The sequence below is a fragment of the Pseudomonas syringae genome, assembly GCF_021605415.1.
GTDB lineage: Bacteria > Pseudomonadota > Gammaproteobacteria > Pseudomonadales > Pseudomonadaceae > Aquipseudomonas > Aquipseudomonas syringae_S.
Window position 1 is genome coordinate 165,960 of record NZ_WKEQ01000009.1, and the last position, 19,317, is coordinate 185,276.

The following is a 19,317-nucleotide window of genomic DNA, read 5'->3' on the forward strand; positions in this document are numbered from 1 at the left end:
AAAACATTTATCGCGACGCTCTGATTCAGGCTCGCTTTGCTATGGTTGTCGAGTGCCTTCGACAACGAATGGTCATGAAGTTGTCATGACCGAGCGGATTTTACGGAAAAACTGGAGAAGAAAATGAAAAGCTTTATGTCACGTGCAGCGTTGGCGGGTGTGCTGATGGGTGTTTCGGTGCTGGCCAGCGCGGCGACGCCGGCGCCGAAAGATGCTGAAGTGTTCATCGTTTCTCCCGAAGACGGGGCGACGGTTTCTCAAGAGTTCAAGGTCAAGTTCGGCACGAAGAACATCGCGCTGGCCCCGGCGGGTGACGTCACCAAAAACACCGGCCACCACCACTTGCTGATCGATGTCGACGACCTGCCGGCCGAAGGCGCGCCCATTCCGACTGACGCGCATCACATGCATTTCGGCAAGGCGCAGACCGAAGCCACCATCAAACTGGCCCCGGGCAAACACACCTTGCAATTGATCCTCGGCGACAGCGGCCACATGCCATTCGACCCATCGATCGTTTCCGAAAAAATCACGGTAAACGTCAAATAAAAAAGGGAGCCCTTCGGGGCTCCCTTTTCATTTGCAGCTCCAAGCTTTGAGCTGCAAGCCTCAAACTGAAGCGAGCGCCACTTGCCGCTCACCGCTTGTAGCTTGCGGCTGTTCTCAGAAGAGAACCCGACTGCGGATGGTGCCGTTGATGTGCTGCAGTTTCTCTTGCGCCAGATCCGAGTATTCGGCGTCTACGTCGATCACCACGTAGCCGACTTTCTCGTTGGTCTGCAGGAACTGACCGGAGATGTTGATGCCGTTTTCGGCGAAGACCTTGTTGATCTCGCTCATCACGCCCGGGATGTTCTCGTGGATGTGCAGCAGGCGGTGCTTGCCAGGGTGAGCCGGCAGGGCCACTTCCGGGAAGTTCACCGACGAAACGGACGTGCCGTTGTCGCTGTACTTGACCAGTTTTTCCGCCACTTCCAGACCGATGTTGGCTTGCGCTTCAGCGGTGGAACCGCCGATGTGCGGGGTCAGGATGACGTTGTCGAGGCCACGCAGCGGGCTTTCGAATTCTTCGTCGTTCGAGCGTGGCTCGACCGGGAAGACGTCGATGGCGGCGCCGATCAGGTGCTTGTCCTTGATCGCGGCGGCCAGGTGATCCAGTTCGACCACGGTGCCGCGAGCAGCGTTGATCAGGATGCCGCCCTTCTTGATGGCGCGAATTTCCTTCTCGCCCATCATCCACTGGGTGGCGGCGGTTTCCGGAACGTGCAGGGTGACGATGTCGGACATCGCCAGCAGTTCGTGCAGGTTGCCGACCTGAGTGGCGTTACCCAGCGGCAGCTTGGTCACGGTGTCGTAAAAGAACACCTGCATGCCCAGGCCCTCGGCCAGCACCGACAGTTGCGTACCGATCGAGCCGTAGCCGACGATGCCCAGCTTCTTGCCACGAATCTCGAAGGAGTTCGCCGCGCTCTTGATCCAGCCGCCACGGTGGCAGGACGCATTTTTCTCGGGGATGCCGCGCAGCAGCAGGATCGCTTCGGCCAGCACCAGTTCCGCCACGGAGCGGGTGTTGGAGTATGGCGCGTTGAACACGGCGATGCCGCGCTCGCGGGCCGCATCCAGGTCAACCTGGTTGGTGCCGATGCAGAAACAGCCGACCGCGACCAGCTTCTTCGCGTGATCGAAGATCTCTTCGGTCAGTTGGGTGCGCGAACGAATGCCGATGAAGTGAGCGTCAGCAATCTTTTCCTTGAGCTGGGCTTCCGGCAAGGAACCTGTCAGGTATTCGATGCTGGTATAGCCCGCCGCCTTGAGGACGTCGACAGCCGATTGGTGGACGCCTTCGAGAAGAAGGAACTTGATCTTGCTCTTATCGAGAGAAGTCTTGCTCATCTGCGTAAACCTGTATCCCGGAGAAAAATGGCAGGAAGAGGGCAGCGGGAGCTGACCCGGACGGCAAAAAAGCCATCACCGCGAATCGGCCGTTGGGCACTGGTCCGCGGGGTCGGTATGCTAGCATACGCACCCGCTAATCACTCATTCCTGCGACGTGAAGCGTCTTCAGGATGACCATGAATTGTTCGAGAGTTCTGTCGATGACCAGTCCTGCCCTGATTGATGAACTGAAGACCCTGGTTGAGCCTGGCAAAGTCCTTACCGACGCCGATTCCCTGAATACCTACGGCAAGGATTGGACCAAACACTTCGCGCCAGCGCCGACGGCCATTGTGTTTCCCAAGTCCATCGAACAGGTTCAAGCCATCGTCCGTTGGGCCAATCAGCACAAGGTCGCACTGGTTCCCTCGGGCGGGCGCACCGGCCTGTCGGCGGCAGCGGTAGCGGCCAATGGCGAAGTGGTCGTGTCCTTCGACTATATGAATCAAATTCTCGACATCAACCTCACTGACCGCACGGCTGTGTGTCAGCCGGGCGTGGTCACGCAACAATTGCAGAATGCCGCTGAAGACAAAGGCCTTTACTACCCGGTCGACTTTGCATCTGCCGGTTCCAGCCAGATTGGCGGGAACATCGGCACCAATGCCGGCGGGATCAAGGTCATTCGCTACGGCATGACCCGCAATTGGGTGGCGGGCATGAAAGTCGTCACCGGCAAGGGCGACGTGCTGGAACTGAACAAAGACTTGATCAAGAACGCCACCGGTTACGACCTGCGCCAACTATTCATCGGCGCTGAAGGCACCCTCGGGTTTGTGGTTGAAGCGACCATGCGTCTGGATCGCGCACCGAAAAACCTCACGGCGATGGTGCTCGGCACCGCTGACTTCGACTCGATCATGCCGGTGCTGCACGCCTACCAAGGCAAGCTCGACCTGACTGCATTCGAATTTTTCTCTGACAAGGCATTGGCCAAAGTCATGGGCCGTGGCGATGTCCCGGCACCGTTCGAAACCGATTGCCCGTTCTACGCACTGCTGGAGTTCGAAGCGACCACTGAAGAAGTGGCCAACAGCGCGCTGGAAACGTTCGAGCATTGCGTCGAGCAGGGCTGGGTGCTGGACGGCGTGATGAGCCAGAGCGAAACCCAGCTGCACAACCTGTGGAAACTGCGCGAGTACATCTCCGAGACCATCTCGCACTGGACGCCGTACAAGAACGACATCTCGGTCACCGTGTCGAAAGTGCCGGCGTTCCTGCAGGAAATCGACGCGATTGTCGGCGAGCACTACCCGGATTTTGAAATCGTCTGGTTCGGCCACATTGGCGATGGCAACCTGCACCTGAACATCCTCAAGCCGGACAACCTGAGCAAGGACGAGTTTTTCGCCAAGTGCGCCACTGTCAATAAATGGGTGTTTGAGACCGTCGAGAAGTACAACGGCTCGATCTCCGCCGAGCACGGCGTGGGCATGACCAAACGCGATTACTTGACCTACAGCCGCTCGCCGGTTGAGATCGAGTACATGAAAGCGGTAAAAGCCGTGTTCGACCCGAATGGCATCATGAACCCGGGCAAGATCTTCGCTGTTTGACTTTCGAACTTAAACGCTACGAACCCAGGAGTCGGTTAATGAGCTATCAGCACCAGTATGTCGACGGCACGCGTATTCATTTCCCGTTGGGGAAAGTCGTTTGCATCGGGCGTAATTACGCCGAACACGCGAAGGAGCTGGACAACCCGGTGCCTACCGAGCCGTTGTTGTTCATCAAGCCGGGCAGTTGCGTCGTGCCGCTGGAAGGCGGTTTCAGCATTCCGACCGAACGTGGCTCCGTGCACTACGAGGCGGAAATCGCCGTGTTGATTGGCAAGCCGCTGTCGACCAAGCCAAGCCGTGAAGAAGTGCTCGACGCTATTTCCGGTTTTGCCCCGGCGCTGGATCTGACCCTGCGCGACAAGCAGGCCGAGCTCAAATCCAAAGGCCTGCCATGGGAAATTGCCAAATCGTTTGACGGCGCGGCGGTGATCGCACCGTTCGTGGTCGGCAGCTCGTTTGCCGACCTGACCGACATCGGCATTCGCCTGACCATCAATGGCGAAGTGCGCCAGGACGGCAACAGCAGCGCGATGCTCAACCCGATCGTGCCAATGATCCAGCACATGGCCGGCTGCTTCTCGCTGCAGGCCGGCGACGTGATTCTCACCGGCACGCCCGTGGGCGTTGGTCCGCTGAACGTTGGCGATGACATCGTCCTCGAATTGCCGGGCGTGAGCCGCTTCACCAGCAGCGTGCGCTGATCGCCACACCGCAAAAACCTGTGGGAGCGAGCAGGCTCGCTCCCACATTTGGTTTTGTGATCCTGCCCCCAAACAAGCACGACATTCCCGCCATTTGCCGTTTTTTTCACATCCTGTCTGGATAATTCCCGCGATCCTGGCGTCAGAGCCTGCCCCGTTTGTGCTATTACCCATAGCCTGAATTTCTGGAACGCGTCCCTTGATGTCGACTCAACCGCTGCCGAAGCTCAAAACTACCCGTCGCTCGCGTTTTGCCATGCGTTGGTACTCCTGGCTTTTACTTGCCGCTGTCGTGGCCTTTGGCGTGGCGCATGTCCTGCATTGGGATGATCGCGGTGTGCTCTGGGTATTGGAGCGATTCGAATCCCCGGTCGAGCAGAAAGAAAGCATCTGGCTGCCGGATTATCACGCGGTGATCGATGCCAAGCAGTTGCCGGGCATGGAAAAGGACGAAGCGTCCGACCTGGCCTACAGCCCGCAAAGCAAAACCCTGTTTTCGGTGATGGGCAAAAACCCGTTTCTGGTCGAGCTGACGCTGCAAGGCGAGGTGTTGCGCAAGATGCCGCTGGTGGGCTGGAGTAATCCAGAAGGCTTGACGGTCATGGAAAACGGCTTGATCGCCATCACCGATGAACGCATGCACATGCTTTCCATCGTCAAGGTCGACGCCGATACGCGCGAACTGAACATCGCCAACTTCCCGAAATACGACTTGGGCCCGTCCAAAGATCAGAACAAAGCCTTCGAAGCCATCGCCTGGGATCCGCGCAATCAGCAACTGCTTCTTGGCGAGGAACGCCCGCCGGCGCTGTTCACCTGGAAAAGCGACGGCAGCCAGACGCTCAGCGGCGACAAGCACAAGCAGGACAGCGACGAATTGGATCTTCGTAACCTGTCAGCCTTGGCGGTCGACCCGCGTACCGGTCACACACTGGTGCTGTCTGCCGATTCGCACATGCTGCTGGAGCTGGACGAGAAGGGCGAGCAGGTCAGCTTCATGACCCTGCTGGGCGGCTTCAACGGTTTGAAAAAAACCATCCCCCGCGCTGAAGGCGTGACCATCGACGAGACGGGCACGCTGTACATGGTCAGCGAGCCGAACCTCTTTTACCGCTTTGAAAAAAAGCAATAACCCCGGTTCCTGTGTAAGAGCGGCCGCAGGCTCGGGCCGCGATCTTTTGACCGTGGCTGGAACGCGGAGCGTCCTAGGCTGCATTCCCACGCGGAGCGTGGAAACGATCGTTATCAAGGGTCGTGGTTGTCGCGACGGGCAACTGGCCATTAAGCTTCAATTCAGGCAGGCGTGGTATTTCATCCGCCTGTTTTGATATCGAGCCCGCCCGAATGCGTCGTCTTGCCCGTCCCAAGCCTCTTTTAATCTTCCTGTCAGTGATTGCGCTGATCGCCCTGATCGCGGTTGGTCAATACATGCGCCTGTTCGAACGGGCCTGGTTCAATCTGCACAATTACTGGCAGCCGTTGAACAGCCAATCCATCGCACTCGATCAATACCGGGTGGACGTCGAGGCGCGGGTCATCGACGGGCTGGACGACGATGTCTCGGCGTTGACCTTCGATCCGGTGCGCAAAAGCCTGTTCACCGTCACCAATAAAAACGCCGAACTGGTCGAGATGTCGCTGGAAGGCACGATTCTGCGGCGCATTGCGTTGGTCGGTTTTGGCGACCCGGAAGCGGTGGAGTTCATCAGCGCCGACACCTACGTGATCACCGACGAGAGTCAGCAACGGCTGATCAAGATCCATCTGGAAAAAGACACCACGTTCCTCGACGCGGCGGATGCCGAGCAGATGACCCTCGGCGTACACATGGCCGGCAATAAAGGGTTTGAAGGTCTGGCCTACGATTCGGTGGGCAAGCGCCTGTTCGTCGCCAAGGAGCGCGATCCGATGCTGATCTATGAAGTGCACGGTTTCCCGCACTTCAATCCGGAAAAGTCCTACGCGGTACACGTCATTAACAACCCCAAGCGCGATGCCGGGATGTTCGTGCGGGATCTGTCGAGCCTGCAATACGACGAGCGCAGCGGGCATTTGCTGGCGCTGTCAGACGAGTCGCGGCTGATTCTGGAGCTGGACGTGGATGGGCGCCCTTTGAGCACCATGTCCCTGAGCAAAGGCCGACAAGGTTTGCAGAAAACCGTGCCGCAAGCGGAGGGCATCGCCATGGACGATGACGGGACGTTGTACCTGGTGAGTGAGCCGAACCTTTTTTACGTCTTCAAGAAACCCACCCAAAACTGATCAACCCCTCAAAACACTGTGGGAGCTGGCTTGCCAGCGATGGGGCCATAAGATTCGACATCACTGTCGATGGATTGGCCGCTATCGCTGGCAAGCCAGCTCCCACAGGTTTTTTCGTCTGCCCATAAATTTCGGACAGTCTGGGCTTACTCAGCCTTGAGGGTTTTTACGCCTTCACTTGTGCCCAACAGCAACAAATCCGCCGGACGTGCCGCGAACAATCCGTTGGTGACCACGCCGACGATGGCATTGATCTGCTTTTCCAATTCAACCGGGTCAGTGATCTGCATGTTGAACACGTCGAGGATGATGTTGCCGTTGTCGGTCAGCACGCCTTCGCGGTAGACCGGGTCGCCGCCCAGTTTCACCAGTTGGCGGGCCACGTGGCTGCGGGCCATCGGGATCACTTCGACTGGCAACGGGAACGCGCCCAGCACCGGCACCAGTTTGCTGGCGTCGGCAATGCAGATGAAGGTCTTGGCCACGGCCGCGACGATTTTTTCGCGGGTCAGGGCTGCGCCGCCGCCCTTGATCAGGTTCAGGTGTTCGTCGCTTTCATCGGCGCCGTCGACGTAGAACTCCAGATCGCTGACCGTGTTCAGTTCGTAGACCGGAATCCCGTGGCCCTTCAGACGTGCGGCGGTGGCTTCGGAGCTGGCGACCGCGCCATCGAACGCGCCTTTGTGTTGCGCCAGCGCATCAATGAAGCAATTGGCGGTGGAGCCGGTGCCGACCCCGACGATGCTTTTGTCATCGAGCTTCGGGAGGATGAAGTCGACGGCGGCCTGAGCCACTGCCTGTTTGAGTTGATCCTGGGTCATGCGGGCTCCGAGGTGCCGAAGAGAGGGAACGAAAGGCCGGCATTATAGGCTCGGGGCCAATGAAGGTCATCGCCCAATTACCGGGTTAACCATTACCGCTGCAGGAGCTGCCGAAGGTTGCGATCTTGTCGCTTCCCCTTAAAACCCCCTGTCCAGTGTGGTCGCAAAGGCAAAAGCCGGGTTAGACTCCTTGGCCCTGCCCAACCCGCTCAGTGATGCTTTCCGATGCTCGAACAGTACGTCAAAAAGATCCTCACCTCGCGCGTTTATGACGTTGCCGTAGAAACCCCGCTGCAGAACGCCCGCCAGCTCTCCGAGCGGCTGGGCAATGACATCTGGCTCAAGCGCGAAGACTTGCAGCCGGTGTTCTCGTTCAAGATCCGCGGGGCCTACAACAAACTCACGCAGTTGAGCGACGAGGAACGTGCGCGCGGCGTGGTCACCGCATCGGCGGGCAACCATGCGCAAGGCCTGGCGCTGGCGGCGAAAGTGCTGGGGGTGAAAGCGACCATCGTCATGCCCAAAACCACTCCCGAGATCAAGGTCGAAGGCGTGCGCTCGCGTGGCGGCAAAGTGGTGCTGCACGGCGATTCGTTCCCGGAAGCCCTCGCATATTCGCTGAAACTGGTCGACGAAAAAGGCTATGTCTACATCCACCCTTACGACGATCCGCACACCATTGCCGGGCAGGGCACCGTGGCGATGGAGATTCTGCGTCAGCACCCGCAGCCGCTGGACGCGATTTTCGTCCCGGTTGGCGGTGGCGGTCTGATCGCCGGTATTGCGGCCTACGTCAAATACCTGCGCCCGGACATCAAGGTCATCGGCGTCGAGCCGGATGACTCCAATTGCCTGCAAGCGGCAATGGCGGCCGGCGAGCGCGTGGTGCTGCCGACCGTGGGCATCTTTGCCGACGGCGTGGCGGTCGCGCAGATCGGCCAGCACACCTTCGACATTTGCAAGGATTACGTTGACGAGGTCATTACCGTCAGCACCGACGAAATCTGCGCGGCGATCAAGGACATCTACGACGATACCCGCTCGATCACCGAACCTGCCGGTGCATTGGGCGTGGCCGGCATCAAGAAGTACGTCGAGCAGCGCGGCATCAGCGGCCAGACTCTTGTCGCCATCGACTCCGGGGCCAACGTCAACTTCGACCGCTTGCGCCACGTCGCCGAACGCGCCGAGCTGGGTGAAGGCCGCGAAGCGATCATCGCCGTGACCATTCCCGAGAAGGCCGGCAGCTTCAAGGCGTTCTGCGAAGCCATCGGCAAACGCCAGATCACCGAATTCAACTACCGCTACAACACCGGCAGCGAAGCGCACATTTTCGTCGGCGTGCAGACCCACCCGGACAACGACCCGCGCAGCGCCTTGCTCGCAAGCCTGACCGAGCAGGGTTTCCCCGTGCTCGACCTGACGGACAACGAACTGGCCAAGCTGCACATTCGCCACATGGTCGGCGGTCGCGCCGCGCAGGTGGTCGATGAAGTGGTGCTGCGCTTCGAGTTCCCGGAGCGTCCGGGCGCGCTGTTCAACTTCCTCAACAAGCTCGGTGGGCGCTGGAACATTTCGATGTTTCATTACCGCAACCACGGCGCGGCGGATGGCCGGGTGGTTGCGGGCCTGCAAGTGCCGCACGAGGAGCGTCATCTGGTGCCGGCGGCGCTGGAAGAGATCGGCTACCCGTACTGGGACGAAAGCGACAACCCTGCCTACAAGCTGTTTCTTGGCTGAGCGGCTACGCTGATGGGCACGGCCCAAGGAAGAGAAACGCATGGAAACCCTGACCACCCTGAAAGTCCTTCACGTCGCGGCTACCGTGGTAATCCTCGCGAGCGGGCTGGGGCTCGCCGCACTTTCCTGGCGTAATCGCAGCGAGGGGCCGGCCAGCACGATGCAGCGGCCCTGGCTGTTTATCTGGTGTCTGATGCTGATCGGTATGCTCAGCATGCCCTTCACCGGCTGGTGGTTGGTGCATCTGATTGGTTGGCCATTGGGGCAGTTATGGATTCTGGGGTCCAGCGTGATCTATGCCGTGGCCACGATCAGTGCGGTCTGGCTGCTCGTGCGGCTTAATCGGCTGTGGACGACCGGGGTGGGCAACCGCAAATTCAACCTGGCGCTGGCCATTGTGAGCGGCGTCGGATTTCTCGCCATTGCGGCGTTGATGGGGGCCAAGCCTGTTTAGGGCTTGCTCGCGAAGGCGTAATCAGTCGCGCAACGAAATCACCGGCCAGCCACGCTTCTCGGCCTCAGCCCGCAGATTCGGATCCGGGTCTACCGCCACCGGATTCGTCACCTGCTCCAGCAACGGTAGATCATTCATCGAGTCGCTATAGAAATAGCTGTCGTCCAACGAATACCCGGTCTCTTCCAGCCAACGATTGAGCCGCGTTACCTTGCCTTCGCGAAAGCACGGAATGTCGGTACTGCGGCCGCTGTAGCGGCCGTCGATCATCTCGCACTCGGTGGCGATGAGGGTTTCAACACCCAAACGCACGGCGATCGGTGCGGTGATGAAGCGGTTGGTTGCGGTGATGATCACCAGTCTGTCGCCGGCATCGCGGTGCTTTTTCAGCAGTTCAATGGCTTTGGGCAGCACGATCGGCTCGATGCAATCGCGCATGTAGTCGCTGTGCCAGTCATCCAGCACGGCCATTTCAGTGCGGCCGAGGATTTCCAGGCAGAAGTTCAGGTATGCGGCGTTATCCAGCTTGCCGGCCAGGTAATCCTGATAGAACTCGTCGTTGCGCGTCTTGTAGGCAACGGGGTCGAGGAAGCCGCGCTCGCACAGGTAATCGCCCCAAGCGTGATCGCTGTCGCCGCCCAGAAGAGTGTTGTCCAAATCGAATAAAGCCAGGCGCATTGCAGTTACCCGCTGAAAAGTCAGTAAAAAGGCGACAAGAATACGGCCTTTTCACAAGAGTGCACATAAGGTAGGAAGCTTCGTTGCCGCCTTATCAACCTTTGTGGAACAATGCGGCGACATGCGTTTGCGAGGTTGTTGCCGTGATCGACCCCGATGGTTTCCGCCCCAATGTCGGGATCATTCTGACGAATGACGCCGGACAGGTGCTCTGGGCTCGCCGTATCAATCAAGATGCCTGGCAGTTTCCGCAAGGGGGAATCAACCCTGAAGAGACGCCGGAAGACGCCTTGTACCGTGAGCTGAACGAAGAAGTAGGCCTTGAGCGCGAAGATGTTGAAATACTCGCCTGTACCCGAGGCTGGTTGCGCTATCGTTTGCCGCAACGTCTGGTGCGTACCCACAGCCAACCGCTGTGCATCGGCCAGAAACAGAAATGGTTTCTCCTGCGCCTGATCTCCAACGAGCAGCGGGTGCGGATGGATTTGACCGGTAAACCGGAATTCGATGGCTGGCGTTGGGTCAGCTATTGGTATCCGTTGGGCCAGGTGGTGACATTCAAGCGCGAGGTGTATCGACGCGCTCTCAAAGAGCTTGCCCCGCGCCTTTTATCGCGCGACTGACGACGGAGTTCGACCCCGAGCCATGCTCAATACGCTGCGCAAGATCGTCCAGGAAGTGAACTCCGCCAAGGATCTCAAGGCGGCGTTGGGGATTATTGTGTTGCGCGTCAAAGAGGCCATGGGCAGCCAGGTCTGCTCGGTCTACCTGCTTGATCCCGAGACCAACCGCTTCGTGCTGATGGCCACCGAGGGCTTGAACAAGCGCTCGATCGGCAAGGTCAGCATGGCGCCCAACGAAGGTCTGGTCGGCCTGGTCGGCACGCGTGAAGAACCCCTGAACCTCGAAAACGCTGCGGATCACCCGCGCTATCGCTACTTCGCCGAAACCGGTGAAGAGCGTTATGCCTCGTTCCTTGGCGCACCGATCATTCACCATCGCCGCGTCGTCGGCGTATTGGTCATCCAGCAAAAAGAACGCCGCCAGTTCGACGAGGGTGAAGAAGCCTTCCTCGTGACCATGAGCGCGCAGCTCGCCGGCGTTATCGCCCACGCGGAGGCCACCGGTTCGATTCGGGGCCTGGGCCGTCAGGGCAAAGGCATCCAGGAAGCCAAGTTTGTCGGTGTGCCGGGTTCGCCGGGCGCGGCGGTGGGTACGGCGGTGGTCATGCTGCCGCCGGCGGATCTGGACGTGGTGCCGGACAAGACCATCACCGACATCAACGCCGAGCTGGCGCTGTTCAAGACCGCCATCGAGGGCGTGCGCGCCGACATGCGCACCTTGTCCGCCAAACTCGCGACTCAGCTGCGCCCGGAAGAGCGCGCGCTGTTCGACGTCTATCTCATGATGCTCGATGATGCCTCGCTGGGCAGCGAAGTCACCACCGTGATCAAAACCGGCCAGTGGGCCCAGGGCGCGTTGCGTCAGGTAGTCACCGATCACGTCAACCGTTTCGAACTGATGGACGACGCCTACCTGCGTGAGCGTGCGTCGGACGTCAAAGACCTTGGTCGGCGCCTGCTCGCCTACTTGCAGGAAGAGCGTCAGCAGAACCTGGTCTACCCGGAAAAAACCATTCTGGTCAGTGAAGAGCTGACCCCGGCGATGCTCGGCGAAGTGCCGGAAGGCACGCTGGTCGGTCTGGTCTCGGTACTCGGTTCGGGTAACTCCCACGTTGCGATCCTGGCCCGGGCCATGGGCATTCCGACGGTGATGGGCCTGGTCGATTTGCCGTACTCGAAAGTCGACGGCATCGACATGATCGTCGACGGTCATCGCGGCGAGGTCTACACCAACCCCAGCGACGTGCTGCGCAAGCAGTTCGCCGAAGTGGTGGAAGAAGAGAAACAACTGGCGCTGGGCCTCGATGCACTGCGCGACCTGCCGTGCGTGACCCTCGACGGCCACCGCATGCCGCTGTGGGTCAACACCGGTTTGCTGGCGGACGTGGCGCGGGCGCAGAAGCGTGGCGCCGAAGGCGTTGGTTTGTACCGCACCGAAGTGCCGTTCATGATCAACCAGCGCTTCCCGAGCGAAAAGGAACAACTGGCGATCTACCGCGAGCAACTTGCCGCGTTCCACCCGCAACCGGTGACCATGCGCAGCCTGGACATCGGCGGCGACAAATCGCTGTCGTACTTCCCGATCAAGGAAGACAACCCGTTCCTCGGCTGGCGCGGCATCCGCGTCACCCTCGACCACCCTGAAATCTTCCTGGTGCAGACCCGCGCGATGCTCAAGGCCAGCGAAGGCCTCAACAACCTGCGGATTCTGCTGCCGATGATCTCCGGCATTCACGAACTCGAAGAAGCCCTGCACCTGATCCACCGGGCTTGGGGTGAAGTGCGCGACGAAGGCACCGACGTGCCGATGCCGCCGATTGGCGTGATGATCGAAATTCCGGCGGCGGTCTACCAGACCAAGGAACTGGCGCGGATGGTCGACTTCCTGTCGGTCGGCTCCAACGACTTGACTCAATACCTGCTGGCGGTGGATCGCAACAACCCGCGCGTGGCCGATCTCTACGACTACCTGCACCCGGCGGTGCTGCAAGCCCTGCAAACCGTCGTGCGCGATGCCCATGCCGAAGGCAAGCCGGTGAGTATCTGCGGCGAGATGGCCGGCGACCCGGCGGCGGCGGTGCTGTTGATGGCGATGGGTTTCGACAGCCTGTCGATGAACGCCACCAACCTGCCGAAAGTGAAATGGATGCTACGCCAGATCAACCTGAGCAAGGCACAGGACTTGTTGGCGGAGTTGATGACCATCGACAACCCGCAAGTTATCCACAGCTCGCTGCAACTGGCGTTGAAGAACCTTGGGTTGGCGCGGGTCAATCCGGCGGTGACCAAAGCCGTCTAAAAAGGCTGATGGCCTCATCGCTGGCAAGCCAGCTCCCACAGGTTTCTCCGGTGCTCACGAATGTTGTGTTCACCGATGATCCTTGTGGGAGCTGGCTTGCCAGCGATGGCGTCTGTCGAGGCACCGCTAGATCGAAATGGTTACCTCGCCCAAATGCCCGCCATACGGCCCGAAACTGCGCTCAACCATCCGCCGCGTTCCGTCCGCACTCACAATCAGCGCCGTACTCGCCCGCGTCCCGTAATTCTGGCTGGCGATAAACACGCTCGACAGTAACGACTCAGTCGCAGGGCCTACGCCGGTGTCCGGTAGATCCGCGTCTGGCGCGGGTTCAGCATCCGCCAGCAACCCCAGCAATCGCTCAGGTTGCGGATCATCCAGCACCGCATTCAACGCAGCCCTGGCCTTGAGCAATTTCGGCCACGGCGTATCCAGCCCCGCATTGGACAATCCATAAACCCCTGGCTGCAACATCACAGGCTCCGATGAGCGCGCATTGAAATGCCACAGCTCATTGGCATTGCCGAGCAACAGGTTGAACCCGGCATACTCTGGCGAGCGCCCGACCACATCGATCAAATAATCATCAATCGACTGATCACCCCCCAAAAATCCCGCCACCAGTTCCCCTCGAGACTTGGCGGCCGGCGGTTGGCCCGGGTCGCGAATATTGGTCAGCGCCGCGAAGCGCCCATTGGCGCCGATACCGAGCCAGGTGCCCCCCGCTTCAAGATCGCGTCCGGCATGAAGGTGAGGAATCTCCGGCCATTGCGCCAGTGGAAGGCTCGGTCGGGCATAGAATTCGTCGCGGTTGGCGGCGACGATCAGCGGCTGGGCATGGCCCGGTCGCCAGGCGAAAACAATCAGGCACATAAGGTTGTCCTTGTGTGTTTTTTGCCCACTCTACGCAGACATTGCCCCTGCATCCATCGCCATGAGTGGAGCCGCAGGCCTTGCATCCGTTAACATGCCGCACCTGATTCGGGGAGGCGAGGAGAGACGGCCATGGAATTTGTGCTCTATCTGGCGCTGGGCGCCTGTGCGGGCGTGTTGGCCGGGCTGTTCGGGGTTGGCGGCGGGATCATTATTGTGCCGGTGCTGGTCTACAGCTTTACCCTGCAGGGCTTCGATCAGTCGATCCTGACCCACCTCGCGGTCGGCACATCGCTGGCGACGATCATTTTCACTTCGGTGAATGCCGTGCGCGAACACCATCGGCGCGGTGCGGTACGCTGGCCGATCTTTGCCTGGATGGCGGTGGGCATATTAGTCGGCGCCGGGTTCGGGGCGCTGACGGCCGAGGCTATCTCTGGCCCGAACCTGCAAAAGATCATCGGTGTGTTTGCCCTGGTGATCGCGGTGCAACTGGCGCTGGACATCAAACCCAGGGCCAGTCGTGGCGTGCCGGGAAAATTCGGCCTGGCGACCGCCGGCAGCGTCATTGGCTGGGCCTCGGCGATTTTCGGGGTCGGCGGTGGTTCGTTGACCGTGCCGTTTCTGACCTGGCGCAGCGTGCCGATGCAGCAAGCCGTGGCCACGTCATCGGCCTGCGGATTACCGATTGCCCTGGTCAGTGCATTAAGTTTCATGATTATTGGCTGGCATGATCCATTGCTGCCGGCCCATAGTCTCGGTTTTGTGTATTTGCCGGCGCTGCTGGGGATTGCCCTGACCAGCATGGTCTTCGCCCGCCTTGGCGCGCGTCTGGCCCACAAGCTGTCGCCGCGTTTGCTGAAAAGATTGTTCGCCGCTTTGCTGTTCTGCGTGGGTCTGACTTTTCTGATCTGAGGCACCCGGCAATCCTGGCTTAATCCTGAGGTGGCAGCGTCGCCCGGGAATTTTCAACGTTCCAACCCTAACAAGGAGTCGCAATGCTGCCTTACCCGCAGATCGACCCGGTGGCACTGGCCATCGGTCCGCTGAAAATCCACTGGTACGGTCTCATGTACCTGGTCGGCATTGGCGGAGCGTGGCTGCTGGCGTCACGCCGGCTCAACCGTTTCGACCCGACCTGGACGAAAGAAAAACTCTCCGACCTGATCTTTTGGCTGTCGATGGGCGTGATTGTCGGCGGGCGACTGGGCTACGTGCTGTTCTACGACCTGAGCGCCTACCTCGCCAACCCGACGCTGATTTTCGAAGTGTGGAAGGGCGGCATGTCGTTTCACGGCGGCTTCATCGGCGTGATGCTGGCGGCGCTGTGGTTCGGCAAGAAAAACGGCAAGACCTTCTTCCAGTTGATGGACTTCGTCGCGCCGATGGTGCCAATCGGCCTGGGCGCCGGGCGCATCGGCAATTTCATCAACGCCGAATTGTGGGGCAAGGCGACTGACGTGCCGTGGGCCATGGTCTTCCCGCCGTTCAGCGACCCGGCGCAGTTGCCGCGTCACCCCTCGCAGCTGTATCAGTTCGCGCTGGAAGGGGTCGCGCTGTTCCTGATTCTGTGGATTTTCTCGCGTAAACCGCGCCCGACCATGGCCGTCTCCGGCATGTTCGCGCTGTTCTACGGCATCTTCCGTTTCATCGTCGAATTCGTTCGCGTGCCGGACGCCCAGTTGGGTTACCTGGCCTGGAACTGGCTGACCATGGGCCAGGTGCTCTGCGTACCGATGATCGTCGGCGGGCTGTTCCTGATCTGGCTGGCCTATCGTCGCGCGCCGGCTGCACCGGTCACGCCAACGGCTTAATATTCGAACCCCGGCGCTGCTCGCCGGGGCTCAAGGACACAGGTAATTCATGAAGCAATATCTCGATCTGGTGTCGCACGTCATCAAGAACGGCACCAAACAGGCCAACCGTACCGGCGTGAACACCATCAGTTTCCCCGGCGCGATGTTGCGTTTCGATCTGCAAGAAGGTTTCCCGGCGATCACCACCCGCAAAATGGCCTTCAAATCGGCCATCGGCGAGATGTGCGGTTTTCTGCGGGGCGTGAATAACGCTGCCGAGTTCCGCGAACTGGGCTGCAAGGTCTGGGATCAGAACGCCAACGAAAACGCCCAGTGGCTGGCCAATCCGTTTCGTCAGGGTGACGACGACCTCGGCGAAATATACGGCGTGCAATGGCGCAAATGGCCGGCGTACAAGCAGATCGCGCTGAGCAACCCGGCGGCCATCGAGCAGACGCTGAGCCAGGGCTACAAGCAGATCGCTCAGGGCGAAGAAGACGGCCAGGCTTACGTGGTGTTGTACAAAGCCATCGATCAGGTGCGCCAGTGCATCGACACGATCATCAAGGATCCGGGCAGCCGCCGTATCCTGTTCCACGGCTGGAACTGCGCCCAGCTCGATGAAATGGCCTTGCCGCCGTGCCACTTGCTGTATCAGTTCCACCCGAATGTCGCGACCAAAGAAATCTCCTTGACGCTGTACATCCGCTCCAACGATTTGGGCCTTTTATCTGACGCTGCAAAAAGCGCACAGTACGCGCTAGCAGCGTAAAAAAATTTGCCTTTCTTCTCGTTTTATCTTGATCTTGACAAGTTGCACATTCTGCATAGGATGGGCGGCCTTAGAAAAGGGGTAGTCGGTGAAGGTTGTAGTCAAAAAAAATCAATTGATCGATCTAGAAGGGTCGATGCTCAACGAAGATGGACAGCGGGTCACCGGCCAACCGTCCGTTACAGCGGTGGGGCTGTTCGATTTAAACGAAAGGCTTGTTCCGCTTCCAAGTGAATACCTATCTCGCGCCGTTCAAAGCGCTAGACTTGCACTCGAATCTGCAGAGACTTATGGTCGAAATATTGGGTACTTGCTCGAGTATCTTAAGGCTACACCTCTTTTCAAAACCTCTTCCTATGACGAGATTCTGCTTTCTATAACCCAGCAGGGAATTGCTAAGTATTTTGTACACCTGCGTGAGGTTGAGGGTTTGACGTCGACAACTATCCGTAATAGGGATGGTTGTTACATGGCGCTTTTCAATGATTTCCTGTGTGTCGGGCAGAAGCACTTACCGGCTCCTAGACTAGATAACCCCTATGCCGGGGGATTCATATCACCTGCCCCCAAGAAAAACTTAGTAACGCCATGCTCTCTTCAGGATCTCAAGTTTCTGATTCAAAGCACTGTTAGTGAGAGAGAACGCTGTCTTGTTCAAACAATCTTTGATGCAGGCCTGCGGCGGAGTGAGGTTGGAAGGGTAACTCTTGGCGCAGTCAATAAGGCCTTAGGCTTTTCGCGTGCTAATTTCGTGGCAGAGGATGAAGCCGATTGGGTACACCCAGACTACTGTCCACTTTACGTTGATGGCAGTAAAGGCCGTGGGAATGAGTCCAAGCCTAGGTACTCAATCGTAAGCAAGGCAACCCTTGAGCGTATAAAGCGATACCACGCTACGCCACTGTATAGAAAGTATGCTCGTAGATATGAATCGGCGGATGCAACGCCATGCTTCTTCAACTCCGAGGGCGGGCCATTTAACGCGGATGCGATCAGTAAGTTGTTGGAGCGCTTATCTAATCGCGCCATAAAAAATAGGCGCATAGAGCGAACCATCGCGCCTCATAAGTTACGCCATGGCCATGCCTATGAAATTTTGAGTAGTCCTGATCTTGGCAATAGTTATTTGGATAACTTGATCAGGGCCCAAATGTCGCTCGGGCACGAACGCAACACAACAACCGAAGTGTACACCCGTATTCCGCAGGATATTTTTCGCATGCTTAACCCAGCCACAGGTGAAATCCCGACTAAGGCGAAAAATATGGCGGATCTCGTTGCCGAAACTTCACTCAAAATCCGGCTAGGGGATAAGAAATGAGTATTCATGAACGCGCCATCGATAGCGTGCGCATCATTGAATGGCTCAAGGGTCTTAAAGAGAACCCCCTTGGCTATTACGAAGTAGAACTCAGCGATAATGACAGTGGACGGTACTCTCCGCTCATGCTCAGTGCTTCCTACGTTGCCAGCAAGGATCTCGACCCCTCTCTCGAGATTTTCGAATTGGCTGAGCAGAAGCTTATCCTGGATATGCTGATCGATGGTGTTATCCATCAGGGGGAAACGGCTGCTGGTTGCAATTGGCGCCTAAAGCTCTTGGGTTGGTACAAGTCGCTTTCGGATGAAGAAAAACTGCGTCTTCCAGTCTTTGGCAACAAACTTAGCTTCCGGCGCGGGATTAATTTAATACCTGGTCTTGAGTCGATCAATCAAGGTATGAGTAGCTATCAGAGCGTCCGTCTTGCTTACGACGAAATTAATCAAGACCTTCATGACCTGGGCGTACTTTCAAGCGACTACAAGACCGTTCAGGAGCGATTAGAGGCTAAAGAAGATTTTGTACCCAAAGAGAGGGCGCTTACAGAGTTTAAGCGCCTGAGGATGCAGGACTTCGTTACGGCAAATGATCTTGAGGGCCCTACCGAGGATAAACCGTTCAACGATATGAAGCATGCGTTCGCCATTGCTTCATTGAAAACGGCCAGCGATTCTGGTGAGAGCAATTACCTTGAAGCTTTCAAATGGGTCTCGCGATTTCTTACCAAACGAGGATTCGCTGGCGTTGAGCGGGTGAGTGATACTCTTGACGCTTTTATCCTTCCTCGATACCGCTTCCATCTGGAACAATTGATTATTGCAGGTGATTGTTCTCCGAGCACAGCTAATACTCAGCTTAGCGCATTTCGTAAAACGTTGATGGTTATCAAAAATCTAAAAGGCTATGACGGGCCGGACTTTATTAACTGTCAAGGCTTTGACCCTGATCGAGTCACTGATCTCTATAAGCCTTACTCGAGCTCAGAACGTCGTCGTATCTCCTCGAGTGTTGATGAGGACATCCTGCGTTACAACACACTTGCTCAACCATATAAGATCACCGGAATCGGTGAGGATCCTCTTGACAGGGACGGTAAGGTAAAGTCCGGCTTTGGTACCCTCGACAATGTGCGTTGGATTTTCGAGAAAAAACTAGGCTGCACCGTGATAGGAGGCAATGAAAAAGATAATGGTGATCCCTATGTTTCGGCTTTTCTCAGTATTATTAATCGCTCAGGAGTTGGCCTCCGGGAACTAATTGAGAGCTGGGGAGTACATTATCGTGTTGACTCGTGGGTAATTACCCCTTACGCCATCAAGCTGGCTCAAGTTACGGGATTGAATACGGACTCGCTTAAGGAAACTCTGAAAAAGACTTTCTGATTTGGCAAAATACCGCGACCCCACCCACCGAGTTTCCCGATGAAGCAGATGACCTTCGCCGACGCCGAGTACGCTGGCAAGCGCAAGCAAACCCGCAAGGA

General features: G+C 58.1%; 17 protein-coding genes and 1 pseudogene. 14 read left to right on the forward strand and 4 right to left on the reverse strand.

Features of this window, described 5'->3' with window-relative positions; translation table 11 throughout:
- Window positions 1-123 precede the first annotated feature (123 nt).
- Entirely contained in the window at window positions 124-549 is a 426-nt protein-coding gene (locus GIW69_RS09145; RefSeq protein WP_236481900.1) for a DUF4399 domain-containing protein, read from the forward strand.
- 114 nt (window positions 550-663) lie between these two features.
- Here the strand turns inward: GIW69_RS09145 and serA are convergent, their stop codons facing one another.
- On the reverse strand, window positions 664-1,893 hold the full coding sequence (serA, locus tag GIW69_RS09150) for a phosphoglycerate dehydrogenase (protein ID WP_236481902.1): 1,230 nt from the start codon (window positions 1,891-1,893) through the stop codon (window positions 664-666).
- A gap of 203 nt (window positions 1,894-2,096) precedes the next feature.
- Here serA and GIW69_RS09155 point away from each other — a divergent pair, with 203 nt between their 5' ends.
- The 4 genes from GIW69_RS09155 to GIW69_RS09170 all read left to right on the forward strand — a co-directional run bounded on the left by GIW69_RS09155 (window position 2,097) and on the right by GIW69_RS09170 (window position 6,457).
- Window positions 2,097-3,491 (forward strand): D-2-hydroxyglutarate dehydrogenase, encoded by a 1,395-nt coding sequence (locus GIW69_RS09155; protein ID WP_236481903.1) that lies wholly within the window; start codon window positions 2,097-2,099, stop codon window positions 3,489-3,491.
- A 38-nt stretch (window positions 3,492-3,529) separates the two neighbouring features.
- On the forward strand, window positions 3,530-4,195 hold the full coding sequence (locus GIW69_RS09160; RefSeq protein WP_236481905.1) for a fumarylacetoacetate hydrolase family protein: 666 nt from the start codon (window positions 3,530-3,532) through the stop codon (window positions 4,193-4,195).
- Window positions 4,196-4,397: 202 nt separating this feature from the next.
- Window positions 4,398-5,327: an SdiA-regulated domain-containing protein gene (locus GIW69_RS09165; protein ID WP_236481907.1), complete on the forward strand. Its 930-nt coding sequence runs from the start codon at window positions 4,398-4,400 to the stop codon at window positions 5,325-5,327.
- A gap of 212 nt (window positions 5,328-5,539) precedes the next feature.
- Window positions 5,540-6,457, forward strand: a complete 918-nt coding sequence (locus GIW69_RS09170) for an SdiA-regulated domain-containing protein (protein WP_236481909.1) — start codon at window positions 5,540-5,542, stop codon at window positions 6,455-6,457.
- 146 nt (window positions 6,458-6,603) lie between these two features.
- Here the strand turns inward: GIW69_RS09170 and rpiA are convergent, their stop codons facing one another.
- Entirely contained in the window at window positions 6,604-7,278 is a 675-nt protein-coding gene (rpiA, locus tag GIW69_RS09175) for a ribose-5-phosphate isomerase RpiA (RefSeq protein WP_236481910.1), read from the reverse strand.
- Window positions 7,279-7,503: 225 nt separating this feature from the next.
- Here rpiA and ilvA point away from each other — a divergent pair, with 225 nt between their 5' ends.
- A complete protein-coding gene (gene ilvA / locus GIW69_RS09180; RefSeq protein ID WP_236481912.1) occupies window positions 7,504-9,018 on the forward strand; it encodes a threonine ammonia-lyase, biosynthetic in 1,515 nt (504 codons plus the stop codon).
- A 40-nt stretch (window positions 9,019-9,058) separates the two neighbouring features.
- Window positions 9,059-9,472, forward strand: coding sequence for a DUF2269 family protein (locus GIW69_RS09185; RefSeq protein ID WP_236481914.1), 414 nt, complete (start codon window positions 9,059-9,061; stop codon window positions 9,470-9,472).
- Between the two features lie 21 nt (window positions 9,473-9,493).
- Here the strand turns inward: GIW69_RS09185 and GIW69_RS09190 are convergent, their stop codons facing one another.
- A complete protein-coding gene (locus tag GIW69_RS09190) occupies window positions 9,494-10,150 on the reverse strand; it encodes a histidinol-phosphatase (protein ID WP_236481916.1) in 657 nt (218 codons plus the stop codon).
- Between the two features lie 143 nt (window positions 10,151-10,293).
- On the opposite strand from GIW69_RS09190, the gene GIW69_RS09195 reads away from it, so the two are divergent.
- Window positions 10,294-10,773: an RNA pyrophosphohydrolase gene (locus GIW69_RS09195; protein WP_150718467.1), complete on the forward strand. Its 480-nt coding sequence runs from the start codon at window positions 10,294-10,296 to the stop codon at window positions 10,771-10,773.
- 22 nt (window positions 10,774-10,795) lie between these two features.
- A complete protein-coding gene (gene ptsP, locus GIW69_RS09200) occupies window positions 10,796-13,072 on the forward strand; it encodes a phosphoenolpyruvate--protein phosphotransferase (protein WP_236481917.1) in 2,277 nt (758 codons plus the stop codon).
- A 126-nt stretch (window positions 13,073-13,198) separates the two neighbouring features.
- On the opposite strand, the gene GIW69_RS09205 is transcribed toward ptsP, so the two are convergent.
- Window positions 13,199-13,945: an NRDE family protein gene (locus GIW69_RS09205; protein WP_236481919.1), complete on the reverse strand. Its 747-nt coding sequence runs from the start codon at window positions 13,943-13,945 to the stop codon at window positions 13,199-13,201.
- Between the two features lie 132 nt (window positions 13,946-14,077).
- Here GIW69_RS09205 and GIW69_RS09210 point away from each other — a divergent pair, with 132 nt between their 5' ends.
- The 5 genes and pseudogenes from GIW69_RS09210 (at window position 14,078) to GIW69_RS09230 (ending at window position 19,216) form a co-directional block, all read left to right on the forward strand.
- On the forward strand, window positions 14,078-14,860 hold the full coding sequence (locus tag GIW69_RS09210) for a sulfite exporter TauE/SafE family protein (protein WP_236481921.1): 783 nt from the start codon (window positions 14,078-14,080) through the stop codon (window positions 14,858-14,860).
- Window positions 14,861-14,943: 83 nt separating this feature from the next.
- Window positions 14,944-15,759, forward strand: a complete 816-nt coding sequence (gene lgt / locus GIW69_RS09215; protein WP_236481923.1) for a prolipoprotein diacylglyceryl transferase — start codon at window positions 14,944-14,946, stop codon at window positions 15,757-15,759.
- A gap of 49 nt (window positions 15,760-15,808) precedes the next feature.
- A pseudogene (gene thyA / locus GIW69_RS09220) lies at window positions 15,809-16,468 on the forward strand (thymidylate synthase); the annotation flags it as partial.
- Between the two features lie 133 nt (window positions 16,469-16,601).
- Window positions 16,602-17,834: a tyrosine-type recombinase/integrase gene (locus tag GIW69_RS09225; protein ID WP_224787272.1), complete on the forward strand. Its 1,233-nt coding sequence runs from the start codon at window positions 16,602-16,604 to the stop codon at window positions 17,832-17,834.
- Complete coding sequence (locus tag GIW69_RS09230) at window positions 17,831-19,216, forward strand: hypothetical protein (RefSeq protein WP_236481925.1); 1,386 nt, start codon at window positions 17,831-17,833, stop codon at window positions 19,214-19,216. The genes GIW69_RS09225 and GIW69_RS09230 overlap by 4 nt, the downstream gene beginning before the upstream one ends.
- Window positions 19,217-19,317 lie beyond the last annotated feature (101 nt).